We start from the raw sequence: 12985 nt of genomic DNA on the forward strand, positions 1-12985 counted from the left end.
TGTGCCGCGACGCGTCAACCCTTGAGGATCGAACCGTTGGAGTTCCGACTACCGACCACGGCAACGGCGCCTTTTTGCCCTTCAGAAGTGCAGGGCAGTATCGAGGTTTCGCCGCGCGCGCCGTTCTGGAAGAAGTTCTGGCAATTCGCGGGTCCGGGCCTGCTGGTGTCGATCGGCTACATGGACCCGGGCAATTGGGCCACCGACATCGAGGCGGGCTCGCGCTACGGTTACAGCCTCCTGTTCGTCGTCGTGCTGTCGAGCCTCGCGGCCATCGCGCTGCAGTGCCTGTCCATGCGCCTTGGCATCGTCACGCAACGCGATCTCGCGGAGCTGTCGCGCGAGCGCTATTCGAGGCCGGTCGCGTTCGGCCAGTGGCTGCTCGCCGAACTTTCGATCATCGCGTGCGATCTTGCGGAGGTGCTGGGCGGCGCGCTCGCGTTCCACCTGCTGCTCGGCTGCTCGTTGATGGTGGGCGTGGTGTTGACCGCGTTCGACACGCTCATCGTGCTCGGCCTGAAGGGCAAGAACTTCCGCTCGCTCGAGGCGATCATGGCCGGGCTGATCGCCACGATAGGCTTGGGTTATGTGATCCAGCTCGCGCTCGTGAAGCCGCACTGGCCTTCGGTCTTCGCGGGCGCGGTGCCGTCGTGGCACGCCATCTCCTCGGTGGAGCCGCTGTATCTGGCGATCGGCATTCTCGGCGCGACCGTCATGCCGCACAACCTCTACCTGCATTCGTCGATCGTGCAAACGCGCGCCGTCAAGCGCGACCCTGCAAGCCTCAAGCAGGCCATCGGCCTTTCGCGGCTCGACACGATCGCTTCGCTTCTGATCGCGCTCCTGATCAATGCGGCCATCCTGATTCTGGCCGCGGCGGCTTTTCACGCCAACGGGCACACCGAGGTCACCGACATCGAGCAGGCTTACAAACTGCTCGCGCCGATTGTCGGCACGGGCGCGGCGGCAGTGCTGTTCGCGATTACGCTGCTCGCCTCCGGGCAAAGCTCGACGTTCACGGGCACCGTGGCGGGCCAGGTCATCATGGAAGGCTTCCTGCAAATGAAGATTCCGTGTTACCAGCGGCGCTTGATCACGCGCGTGCTCGCGCTGATTCCCGCCTTCGCGGGCGTGGCGCTGCTCGGCAACGGTGCAGTGGGCAAGCTGCTGGTGGCAAGCCAGGTGGTGTTGAGCCTGCAACTGCCGTTCGCGCTCTGGCCGCTCATTCGCATGACGAACGATCGTGCGCTCATGGGCGAGTTCGTGAACCGGCTCCCCACGCGGGTGATAGCGTGGTTCCTGTTCGTCGTGATAACGGCTGCGAACCTGTGGCTCGTCTGGCAGACGTTCGGCGGAAATTAAACGCGGAAGAGGTGTAACAGGCGCGCGCCACAGGGGCGGCAAGTTGAGGCAGCAAGCAAAAGCCGCAAGCAAAGGCGGCAACCGGAAAGCGCTTCGCCGTCCGGCGCCCCCGGGCACCGGACGGTTTCACGTCTTGGTCTTGGTCTCATGTCCGGTTGACCCGGATCTGCTCTCCTACGCTTACGCAGCCTCGGCAATGCCATCCGACGTTACCACTGCCGGAAGGTCGCTCTCGGTCTGCTCGGCGCCCCGTCGCGCTGCAGCCGCCTTTTTCGTCTTGCCGGCTCGCGATGGAGGCTGGCATGCGCCGCACACGACGTTGTGCTGAAGGTCGTGGCGATGCGCGACGAACTTGCCGTTACAACGGCAGCAAGGCGTCAACTGCAGAATATCGGCATCGAAAAATCGCACCAGGGTCCACGCACGCGTGAGGTCGAGCGCCGGCTCGGCCCCGCTGTGGCGGCAGTGTTCCAGATACAGCCGGAACCCCTTGGTGAGCGCGTCGAGATGCGAGCAACGCGCTTCGTTCTTCAGGAACAGGTACGTGTTATAGAACAGCGAGGCGTGGATGTTGGCCAGCCACGTCATGTACCAGTCCGCCGAGAACGGCAGCATACCTTTGGGCGGCGACACGCCACGGATCTCGCGATACAGGCGGATCATGCGGTCGCGCGAGAGCGTGAGTTCGCTTTCGAGCACCTGCATACGCGCGCCCAGCTCGATCAGTGCGATCGCGCGGAATACTTCCTGAGCGTCTTCGGTGAGGCTGCGCCGCGTAGTCATGACGTCACCCTCAGGCGAATTGCCCAGCCGGCTGTCCTGCTAGCAGGATGGCCGCATGGGTTGCCGCCACGTCGGCATGCCTGGAAGTCTGCGTAAGCGCCGACAACATCGCATGATCGTCGAAGCGGAAAAAACAGAGAAGTTGGTCGGAAGAGGCCAACCTGACGATCTGCGCGAGCGACAGAGCGCCAAGCAGATCGGCCAGTTCCGACGACAGTCCCAGTCGGAACATACCAACTGGCTTGTCCTCGCGCAGCATGCGCTGTGCGAGCATCAGATACGACAAATTAATTTCGCGGATAGATTCCAGCGTCTCGCTGCTACGGTCCATTTCTCTAGTTTCCGAAGCCCCGAATTTAACCCCCCGGCTTTTTCGCCGTTGTATCTTTTCTGGTCTTGTGGTCGATCTTCGCTCGTTGGCTCGATCTGACTCTTTGATACAGGTTGTTACATCTCGTAACAACCTTGGACTGAATTGTATGAGGGCTTATCTCAGAAAGCAATCCCTCAGAAAAAAAATAATCGGACTGTTGTAAATAATTTTCGGTAAGTTTTGCCGTGGTTTGAAACCTGGCTTACAGCCAGCCGTCGAGGCTTTGATCTGATTGATGAATTTGGCCGCCAAGCCTTGGTTTATCGGGGTTTTCGCCAACTTCTCGGTGCCTGCGCAACGAATCGCCGAGAGCCAGAAAGCGCCGGTTGGATGGAATAAACGTTTAGAAAGGAGTGACGTTGACAGGTAAAAAATGCGCGTCTGCGGATTAATACCTATGACGATTAAGATGTAACAGGTGTTTCGACCCTGACGACCTGTAACAGGGCAATGTGTAACTGAGATGTTACGAGTGCAGAAGACAGGTAACACCGTTGTTTCCGGGAATATATGCAGAGCGGATATTGCGCGGAGATCGCGTCTTTGTAACGTTTGCGAGGGAGCGGAGTGCGGCGGCGCAGGCCAGCGTCCCAGTCATATCATGATGTGATACAGCTGGCATAATGAAAGCGGCACTTCGGGTACGGCGCGCTCGCCTGCCTCGCGCCGGGAATCGTGGGGGGAGAAATCATGGCCTCGTTCAACAGGATTCTGCTGTGTTACGACGCAACGCGCGAAGGCCGCCGGGCTTTGCGCGAGGGCGCCGACCTTGCGCGCGAATGCCACGCGCAAACGCATTTGCTGGCCGTGCTCGATCAGGCGCCGCTGCAATGGGGGACGGACATCGCGTCTGCCGTGCCGTTCGAAGCCGCGGAAGAGGCGGCGCGCGAGATTCTGCGTGAGGGGGTGGCCTGCCTGCAGGAGAAGGGCCTCGCGGCAACGGGCCACTTCGTGGTGGGCCGGCCGATCGACGTGATCGCGAGCTACTGCGCGGAGCTTCTGCCCGATCTCATCGTGCTGGCTCACCACCGGCGCGGTCCGTTCAAGCGTTGGTGGGCCGGGCGCGATGACCGCTTGCTGCTCGACCGCGTGTCGTGCAGCGTGCTGGTTGTGACCGCACCGGACCCGGAGCCGGTGAAAGCGGCGGCCTGAGCCGCAGCGGCGCAGAGGTTTGACCGGTGCGCGGTTCAGGCGCTGGGTTCGCCGAGAATCGGCGTGCGCTTGACCTCGGAAATGTAGAGCAGGATCAGCGAGACCCATACGACGCCGTAAAGCAGCATGAAGCAGCTCGACCTGATCTTGAGCCAGTCGAGCAGGATGCCGAACAGGATCGGCAGCAAAAAGCCGCCCAGCCCGCCCGCCAGACCGACAATACCGGTCACGATGCCCATGTTGGTGGGGAAGTCGTCGGCCACATACTTGAATGTCGAGGCCATGCCAAACGCGAACACCGCGCCCAGCACGAAGGCGATCGCGACGAAGCCGAACACCGGCATGCTGATGTGCAGCGCCGCCTGGCCGTCGATCGTGTGAATCACGAAGTCGGTGGGCGGGTACGAGAGAATGAAGAGGCAAATCCACGCCACCCACAGACCCCACCACGTGACGGTATGCGCGCCGAGCTTGTCGGCGAGCACGCCGCCCACAGCGCGCAGGATAGAGCCTGGCAGCGAAAAGCCCGCGGCGAAGGCCGAAGCCATGACGAGCGACATGCCGTACTCCGCCTTCAGATATTGCGGAATCCACAGCGAAAGCGCCGTGAAGCCGCCGAAGGTGATCGAGTAGTACTGGCATAGCCGCCACACGCGCGGGTCGGCCAGCACCTTGAACGAGTCGAGCAGCGAGCCGCCCGACTTGCCGGCGCCCGGGTCGCGCGCCGAGCCGAGCCAGAAAATCACGGCGGTCACGAGCAGCGCGACGGCATAGACGCGCGGCACGAAGCGCCATCCATAGAGATTCTCCAGTTGCGGCGTGACGAACAGGTTGACGGCGGCGCCCACGGTGCCCGCACCGAAAAAACCCATGGCGAAGCCGCGCTGGCTCGGCGGGAAAAAGCGCGCCACGTACGGCGTGCCCACTGCGAACGAGGCGCCCACGCAGCCGAGGAAGAGACCGATGAGCAGGAATTGCCACAGCTCGCTTGCGTAGCTGACGATATACACCGGCACGGCGCAGACCACGAGCAGCGTGGTCATGACGATGCGCCCGCCGAAGCGGTCGGTCCACGCGCCGAGCGGCAGCCGCATGAGCGCGCCGGTCAGCACGGGGGTGGCGGTTAGCAGGCCGAACTCGGTGCTGTTGAGCTGGAGTTCCTCGCGCAGCTGCACGCCGAGCACGCCGAACATCATCCACACCACGAAACAGACAAGAAACGCGAGCGTGCTGACGAGCAGGACGGACCATGCCTTCGCGCCGACTTTCTCGGGCTGCGCCGCGCTCGTCACGGGGCGCGCCGGTTCGCTACGCAGATTCATGTTGCCTCCATCGAGTCGGAATGCACATCGACATCACTGGACGAGCGGGCTCGTCGCCGCTTCCAGGGCCGCGTTTTCGAGCGTCGCTTCCGATGCCAGGATCGATACGTACTGTTGAATGGCCTTGTGGCGCACGCGTTCGCTGAGAAAGCGCGCGATGTCGCCGGAGACTTCCTCGTAGCGCACCGGATTGCCGGGCACGCGCTGATCCACGCGCACGAGATGAAAACCGAAGCGTGTGCGTACGAGGCGCGGCAGAACGCCCATGTCGGCGCAGTCGAACAGCGCCGCTTCGAACTCGGGCACCGTGTCGCCGCGCGTGAGCTGGCCAAGACTCCCGCCCACGCCCGCTGAAGGGCAGTTCGAGAACTGGCGCGCCAGCGCCTCGAACGTGTCGGGCGCCTGCTGCAACTCGCGCAGCGTTGCTTCGGCTTTCTGGCGCAGCATCGCGAGCGGCACGCGGTCAGTAATGGCGAAGAGAATGTGGCTCGCGTACACGAGTTCGTTGCGCACGAAGCGCTTTGTGTGCTGCGTGTAGTAGCGCTCGCAGTCTTCGGGCGTGGGCTCGGGCACGCGCAGTTCGCGCTCCAGCAGCTTGTCTGTCGTGCTGTCGTCGAGTTCGGCGCCGGGCGCCAGCAGGTTCAGCGCCACGGCGCGCTGGCGCAGCAGTTCGTGCACGACGAGCGTGCGCCGCGCGGCGAGCGCGGGGTCCGGGTCACCGGCGTGGTTGCCGCGCTCGGCCTCGATTGCGGCGAGGCCGATCTCAACGTCGTTCACGCGGGCGGGCTGGGCTGGCTGTTCTTCGTGGGGGGCCGCATTCATCATCGATCGCGCTCCTGGTTCCGGTTGGCGATTAGCGCTTGCGCACGAGCTGGTACGGCCGGATCAGATAGAACACCGAAGCGATGCCGCTCCAGATATGCACCATGCGCGTGAAGGGCGAAACGAGGAAGATCGTGAAGCCGAGCGCGATATGGGTTTGATACACGAGCGGCACGCCGTCGAGCAGCGCGGCAATATTGGGGCGGAACGTCACCACGCCCTTCACGTAGTCGGTGAGCTGTTCGAACATCAGGCCATCCATGTGGCGCGCCGAGAGCACCACGGTCGCGAGGCCGAGCGCGAGTTGCGCCCACAGCATGAACACGATGAGGATGTCCGACGGCTTGCTGTTCACGCGAATGCGCGTATCGCCAAGCCGCCGCACGATCAGGATCGTGAGGCCGACAATGGCGAAGCTGCCGGCCACGCCGCCCGCGACCATCGCGAGCAACTGGTGCACGGTGGCCGAGATGAACGGCGCGACGAGCCAGTGCGGCGCGAGAAAGCCGACGAAGTGACCCATCACCACGACGAGAATGCCCCAGTGGAACAGGTTGCTGCCAAGCCGCAGCGCGCCGCGCCGCAGCAGTTGCGACGAGTCGCTCTTCCACGTGTACTGCTCGCGGTCGAAGCGCACGAGCGAGCCGAACAGCAGCACCGCAAGGCAGATGTACGGATAGATGCCGAACAGAAACTGATGAAAGTAATCGCCCATGACGGCTCCTTGCTTGCGGTGTTCGAACGGCGTGCCCGGGTAGCGTGTGTTGCCTTTCTAGCGCGGCGCGCGGCGCGGGTGAAACTCGACCGGTGCGACGGCAGGGCGCTCCGCCCCCATGAATTGCACGGGCTCATCGGCCCAGGCTGCGTCGAGCGCTCGCAGATGCTCTTTGTCGTGCGGCTTGCCCGCGTCGTCGTCGTGTGCCGCTTCGGGCAGATCCGCGCCGCCCGCGCCCGCGAGCGGCAGCAGCGCGCCGATCACATATGCGTAGTGGCTGTTGCGCCGGCTCAGTTCCTGCGTAATCGATTGCAGGATCGCGACGGTCTCGCCCAGCAGTGCGCGCGCCTCGTTCGTCTCCAGAATCGAGAGATATTCGAGGAACACGGGGAGGTAGTCGGGCAACTGGCCGGGCTGCAGCAACATGCCGTGCTTCTCGTAGGTCTGAACGAGGTCGATCATCGCCTGGCCTCGATCGCGCGATTCGCCGTGTACGTGCTCGAACAAATGCAGCGATGTTGCGCGGCCGCGGTCGAACAACGCGACGTAGTTTTCCTGCAGCGCAAGCAGATCGCGCGAGCCGAGATAGTCGAGGAAGCGCTCCAGCTTCTCGCGCGCCTCGGCGCCGAATGCGCGCTCGCTGCGTACGATCGCGCGTAATTCATGCACGGCCTCGATGAGCGACGCATCGGGGTATTCGAGCAGCGACGCAATGAGCCGGTACGTCATGGGCTGGGGACGAGCCGCGAACATGGTCAGATCTCCTGAATGGGAATCTTGCGATGCCCACTCTTCGGTGCGAACAGGCTCGCCTCCGATTTGCCGTCCGAGCAGCCGTTGCCGAACGTGAAGCCGCACGACGAACGCAGGTCGAAGGCGTTTTCCGCGTATTCACGGTGCGTGGTGGGAATCACGAAACGATCCTCGTAATTTGCAATCGCGAGATAGCGATACATCTCCTCGACCTGTGCGAGCGACAGTCCCACTTGCGAGAGGACCTGCGGGGCATCCATCCGGTCCACATGGCGCGCACGCATGAACGCGCGCATGGCGAGCAGGCGTTCCAGCGCGACCTGCACCGGCTTTTCGTCTCCGGCGGTGAGGAGGTTCGCGAGATAGCGCAACGGAATGCGCAGCGAATGCACGTCGGGCAGCCAGCCATTCATGCCGAGTTCGCCGCTGTTGGCCGCCGCGTTGATCGGCGAAAGCGGCGGCACGTACCAGACCATCGGCAGCGTGCGGTACTCCGGGTGCAGCGGGAAGGCAATGCGCCAGTCGATCGCCATCTTGTAGACGGGCGAGCGCTGCGCACCGTCGATCCACGCCTGCGGCACGCCGTCGCGCGCGGCCTGCTCGATCACGGCCGGATCGAACGGGTCGAGGAATACGTCGAGTTGCGCCTGGTAGAGATCCTTCTCGTCCGCTACGCTCGCGGCCTCGCGAATGCGATCGGCGTCGTAGAGCAGCACGCCGAGGTAGCGAATGCGTCCCACGCAGGTTTCCGAGCACACCGTGGGTTGCCCCGCCTCGATGCGCGGATAGCAGAAGATGCACTTCTCGGCCTTGCCGCTTTGCCAGTTGAAGTAGATCTTCTTGTACGGGCAGCCTGAAACGCACATGCGCCAGCCGCGGCACTTGTCCTGATCGATCAGCACGATGCCGTCTTCCTCGCGCTTGTAGATCGAGCCGGAAGGGCACGCGGCCACGCATGCGGGGTTCAGGCAGTGCTCGCACAGGCGCGGCAGATACATCATGAAGGTGTTCTCGAACTGACCGTAGATATCCTTCTGCACGTTTTCGAAGTTATAGTCCTTCGAACGCTTCTCGAACTCGCCGCCCAGAATCTCTTCCCAGTTCGGACCCCACTCGATCTTCTCCATGCGCTCGCCGCTCACGAGCGAGCGCGGCCGCGCAACCGGCGTGGCCTTCGTGTTGCCCGCTTCCTGCAAGTGCGCGTAGTCGAACGTGAAGGGCTCGTAGTAGTCGTCGATTTCCGGCAGATGCGGATTCGCGAAGATCTGCGCGAGCAACCGCCACTTGCCGCCGAGGCGCGGCTCGATCTGGCCATCGGCCTTGCGCACCCAGCCGCCGCGCCAGCGCTCCTGGTTCTCCCACTCCTTCGGGTAGCCAATGCCGGGCTTCGTCTCGACGTTGTTGAACCACGCGTATTCCATGCCCTCGCGGCTCGTCCAGACGTTCTTGCAGGTGACCGAGCACGTGTGACAGCCAATGCACTTGTCGAGGTTCAGCACCATCGCGATTTGCGCGCGCACTTTCATGAGCCTTCTCCTTCGCGAACGGGCGCATTCACAGCGGCAGGCAAGGGACCAACGGGCGTTTCCTCAGTGTCGAGCCAGTCGACGTTCTTCATCTTGCGCACTATGAGGAATTCATCGCGGTTCGAGCCGACTGTGCCGTAGTAGTTGAAGCCGTAAGCGAGCTGCGCATAGCCGCCGATCATGTGCGTAGGCTTGAGCGAAATGCGCGTGACCGAATTGTGAATGCCGCCGCGCGTGCCTGTTATTTCGGAGCCCGGCGTGTTCACGATTTTTTCCTGTGCGTGGTACATCATCACCATGCCGCGCGGAATGCGCTGGCTCACCACGGCGCGCGCGCAGAGCGCACCGTTCGCGTTGAAGCATTCGATCCAGTCGTTGTCGACCACGCCGATCTGCGCGGCGTCCTGCTCCGAAATCCACACGATCGGGCCGCCGCGCGAGAGCGTGAGCATCAGCAAATTGTCGGTGTAGGTGCTGTGAATGCCCCACTTCTGGTGCGGCGTGATGAAGTTGAGCGCCAGCTCCGGATTGCCGTTCGAGCGCGTGCCCGCCATTTTTTCGTAACTGCCCGTGTCGATAGGCGGCTTGTAGACGCACAGCGCCTCGCCGAAATCGCGCATCCACGTATGGTCCTGATAGAGCTGCTGGCGGCCGCTCAGCGTGCGCCAGGGGATCAGCTCGTGCACGTTCGTGTAACCCGCGTTGTACGACACGTGTTCCGACTCGATGCCGCTCCACGTTGGCGACGAGATGATTTTGCGCGGCTGCGCCTGGATATCGCGAAAGCGGATCTTTTCGTCGGCGCGGGCATCGGCGAGATGCGCGTGCTCGATGCCCGTGAACTTCGAGAGCGCTTCCCACGCTTTCTTCGCCACCGCGCCGTTCGTTTCGGGTGCGAGCGAAAGAATCGTCTCCGCGGCGTCGAGCGCGGTTTCGATGCGCGGTCGGCCCTTCGCGTCGCCGGCGTCTTCGGATTGATCGCGATAGTTCAGCGCGCCGAGTTCGTGCACTTCCTCCTCGGTATTCCAGCTAATGCCCTTGCCGCCGTTGCCGAGCTTGTCCATGAGCGGCCCGAGCGACGTGAAGCGGTGATACGTCTCGGGGTAGTTGCGCTCGAGCGTGACCACGCCCGGCATGGTCTTGCCAGGAACCGGCTCGCATTCGCCGCGTTTCCAGTCGGCCACGCCGAAGGGCTGCGCCAGTTCGCCCGCGGCGTCGTGCGCGATGGGCGCGAGCACCACGTCGCGTTCCACGCCGAGATGGCCGACGCTCAGTTCGGAAAAGCGCTTCGCGATGGCCTTGAAAATGTCCCAGTCGCTGCGCGCCTGCCACGCCGGATCGACAGCGGCGGAGAGCGGGTGAATGAACGGGTGCATGTCGGACGTATTCATGTCGTCCTTCTCGTACCACGTGGCGGTGGGCAACACGATGTCCGAGTACATGCAGGTGGTGGACATGCGGAAGTCGAGCGTGCAGAGCAGGTCGAGCTTGCCTTTGGGTGCGTCCTCATGCCAGACGACCTCTTCGGGACGCGGCACGCCGTCCTTGACCACCTCCTCGCCCTGTACACCATTCGTTGTGCCAAGCAGATGCTTGAGGAAGTACTCGTGGCCCTTGCCCGACGAGCCGAGCAGGTTCGAGCGCCACACGAAGAGGTTGCGCGGAAATACGGCCGGATTGTCGGGATCTTCGCAGGCGAGCTTGAGGCTGCCGTCTTTCAGTCGGCGCGCGACTTCGGCGCCGGCTTTCGAAGGGTCTTCGAGCGAGCGGCCCAACTCCAGCGGATTGCTCGCGAGTTGCGGCGCGGAAGGCAGCCAGCCCATGCGCTCGGCGCGCACGTTGTAGTCGATCGGCGCGCCGTGGTAGCCGGCCTTGTTCGCGAGCGGCGAAAGCAGGTCCGTGGGGTTCATCGGGTCGTAGCGCCACTGGTCGGTATGCGCATAGAAGAACGACGTGGAGTTCATCTGGCGCGGCGGCCGGTTCCAGTCGAGTGCGAACGCGAGCGCGGTCCAGCCTGTTTGCGGGCGCAACTTTTCCTGGCCCACGTAATGCGACCAGCCGCCACCGGACTTGCCGACGCAGCCGCACATCACGAGCATGTTGATGATGGCGCGATACGCCATGTCCATGTGGAACCAGTGATTGATGCCCGCGCCGATGATGACCATCGAGCGGCCTTCGGTCTTGTCGGCGTTCTCGGCGAACTGGCGCGCGACGTTGATGACGTCCGCGCGCTTCACGCCGGTAATCGCTTCCTGCCAGGCAGGCGTGTAGGGCATGTCGTCGTCGTAGCTATGCGCGAGGTCCTTGCCGCCCAGGCCCTGATCGAGCCCGTAGTTCGCCACGAAGAGATCGTAGACCGTAGCCACGAGCCGCTCGCCGGCGGGCGTCGCCACACGCCGCACGCCAATGCGGCGGCTCAGCACCGGTCCGTGCGAGGTGTGCGGGAAATGCGGATGCGCGACGTTGCCGAAGTAGGGGAACAGCACGTCCACCACGGCGTCGTGCTTTTCGACGAGCGAGAGCGCGGGCTTGAGCGGCGCGCCGTCAACACCTTCCTCGCGCAGGTTCCACTTGCCGCGATCGGCGCCTTCCTGCTGGCCCCAGCGAAAGCCCACCGAGCCGAGCGGCACCGCGAACTCGTTCGTCGCGCTGTCGATCACCACGGTCTTCCATTCGGCGTTGTTCTCCTGCGCGAGTGCGCCTTCGAAGTCGGACGCGCGCAGATAGCGGTCGGGCACGTACTGACCGTCGCGCTCGACGAGCGCGACGAGACAGGACATGTCGGTGAAGCGGCTGCAATAGTCGGCGAAATAGGCGCTTTTGCCGGCGAGGTGATACTCCTTGAGGATCACGTGGCCCATGGCGAGCGCGAGTGCCGCGTCGGTGCCTTGCTTGGGATGCAGCCAGATGTCGCCGAACTTCGCGCCTTCGGCGTAGTCGGGGAAGATCGAAACGATCTTCGCGCCGCGATAGCGCGCTTCCACCATGAAGTGCGCGTCGGGCGTGCGCGTTTGCGGCACATTCGACCCCCACATCACGATGAACGACGAGTTGTACCAGTCTGCGGATTCGGGCACGTCGGTCTGCTCGCCCCATGTTTGCGGCGAGGCGGGCGGCAGGTCGCAGTACCAGTCGTAGAACGAGAGGCACACGCCGCCGATGAGCGAGAGATAGCGCGAGCCGGCCGCGTACGACACCATCGACATGGCGGGAATGGGCGAGAAGCCGATCACGCGGTCGGGGCCGTGGCGCTTGATGGTGTGCACGTTCGCGGCGGCCGCGATTTCGAGCGCTTCGCTCCAGTCTGCCCGCACGAAGCCGCCAAGACCGCGCCGCGTTTGATAACTTTTTCGCGCGGCGTCGTCATCGACAATGGCGGCCCACGCGGCAACGGGCTCGAGCGTGCGGCGCTTTTCGCGCCACAGCTTCACGAGTGCGCTGCGTACGAGCGGATACTTGAGGCGATTGGCGCTATAGAGATACCACGAATACGACGCGCCGCGCGAGCAGCCGCGCGGTTCGTGGTTGGGCATGTCGGGGCGCGTGCGCGGATAGTCGGTTTGCTGCGTTTCCCACGCGACAATGCCGCCCTTCACATAGATTTTCCACGAGCATGAGCCCGTGCAATTCACGCCGTGTGTCGAGCGCACGATCTTGTCGTGCTGCCAGCGTGTACGGTAAGCCTCCTCCCATTTTCGGTCTTCGTCTGTGACGGCGCCGTGACCGTCCGCGAATTGTGTTCGTGCCGCAGTGAAGTAACGCAGACGATCCAGAAAATGGCTCATGGCATCTCCAGCGTGTGTGCGCGTCCGGGACACCGGTATTTAAGAGGAGGAATTAGAAGATGTAAAGGAGATGAATGTAATCTATTTCGACGTATTCACGTGAACATATCGATTTTTTGCAATATTTGTCGGAAAAATTGCGAAACGTCGATTGTGCAAAACACGCGTTTGCATAGGGAGATGTTTGAGAACGATACAAGTTTCAAAGCTTTCTTTCGGTGAAGGAAATTGCCTTGATTTCGTGAATGAATCGATCAATTGAGCGTCGCGCAGATTTTTCTCGATTGCATTATCAAGGTGAAAATGATTCGTAAATAAAGGCGCAAAACGGCGCTTTTTTTTGTAGTCGATTGAGATTGACTCTGCCGTGCGTGGAGTTGCTGGATCGT

10 protein-coding genes are annotated in these 12985 nt (G+C 62.8%); 2 read left to right on the forward strand and 8 right to left on the reverse strand.

All coding sequences use genetic code 11. The features are described 5' to 3' along the window. Nucleotides 1-36: 36 nt before the first annotated feature. Nucleotides 37-1362, forward strand: a complete 1326-nt coding sequence (locus tag U5A52_RS04960) for an Nramp family divalent metal transporter (protein ID WP_321934095.1) — start codon at nt 37-39, stop codon at nt 1360-1362. A 180-nt stretch (nt 1363-1542) separates the two neighbouring features. Here the strand turns inward: U5A52_RS04960 and flhC are convergent, their stop codons facing one another. Both flhC and flhD read right to left on the reverse strand, forming a co-directional pair. Further along, nucleotides 1543-2145 carry a flagellar transcriptional regulator FlhC gene (gene flhC, locus U5A52_RS04965; protein ID WP_158759205.1) on the reverse strand — a complete coding sequence of 201 codons (603 nt, stop codon included), beginning with the start codon at nt 2143-2145 and terminating at the stop codon, nt 1543-1545. A gap of 10 nt (nt 2146-2155) precedes the next feature. After that, a complete protein-coding gene (gene flhD / locus U5A52_RS04970; RefSeq protein WP_042266670.1) occupies nt 2156-2476 on the reverse strand; it encodes a flagellar transcriptional regulator FlhD in 321 nt (106 codons plus the stop codon). Nucleotides 2477-3208: 732 nt separating this feature from the next. Here flhD and U5A52_RS04975 point away from each other — a divergent pair. Next, entirely contained in the window at nt 3209-3670 is a 462-nt protein-coding gene (locus U5A52_RS04975) for a universal stress protein (RefSeq protein WP_321934096.1), read from the forward strand. Between the two features lie 35 nt (nt 3671-3705). On the opposite strand, the gene U5A52_RS04980 is transcribed toward U5A52_RS04975, so the two are convergent. Genes U5A52_RS04980 through U5A52_RS05005 form a run of 6 tightly spaced genes read right to left on the reverse strand, consistent with a single transcriptional unit; the run spans nt 3706 to nt 12596 of the window. Beyond that, nucleotides 3706-4992, reverse strand: coding sequence for a nitrate/nitrite transporter (locus tag U5A52_RS04980; protein ID WP_321934097.1), 1287 nt, complete (start codon nt 4990-4992; stop codon nt 3706-3708). A gap of 33 nt (nt 4993-5025) precedes the next feature. Continuing rightward, nucleotides 5026-5814 (reverse strand): peptidylprolyl isomerase, encoded by a 789-nt coding sequence (locus U5A52_RS04985; protein ID WP_321934182.1) that lies wholly within the window; start codon nt 5812-5814, stop codon nt 5026-5028. Between the two features lie 31 nt (nt 5815-5845). After that, nucleotides 5846-6529: a respiratory nitrate reductase subunit gamma gene (gene narI, locus U5A52_RS04990; protein ID WP_321934098.1), complete on the reverse strand. Its 684-nt coding sequence runs from the start codon at nt 6527-6529 to the stop codon at nt 5846-5848. Between the two features lie 57 nt (nt 6530-6586). Continuing rightward, nucleotides 6587-7282 carry a nitrate reductase molybdenum cofactor assembly chaperone gene (gene narJ / locus U5A52_RS04995; RefSeq protein ID WP_321934099.1) on the reverse strand — a complete coding sequence of 232 codons (696 nt, stop codon included), beginning with the start codon at nt 7280-7282 and terminating at the stop codon, nt 6587-6589. 2 nt (nt 7283-7284) lie between these two features. Further along, the gene (gene narH, locus U5A52_RS05000) at nt 7285-8808 is read right to left on the reverse strand and encodes a nitrate reductase subunit beta (protein ID WP_321934100.1); all 1524 of its coding nucleotides are present in this window, start codon (nt 8806-8808) and stop codon (nt 7285-7287) included. Then, nucleotides 8805-12596 carry a nitrate reductase subunit alpha gene (locus tag U5A52_RS05005; protein ID WP_321934101.1) on the reverse strand — a complete coding sequence of 1264 codons (3792 nt, stop codon included), beginning with the start codon at nt 12594-12596 and terminating at the stop codon, nt 8805-8807. Before U5A52_RS05005 ends, narH begins: the two co-directional genes overlap by 4 nt. Nucleotides 12597-12985 lie beyond the last annotated feature (389 nt).

Source organism: Paraburkholderia sp. J8-2 (assembly GCF_905220195.1).
GTDB lineage: Bacteria > Pseudomonadota > Gammaproteobacteria > Burkholderiales > Burkholderiaceae > Paraburkholderia.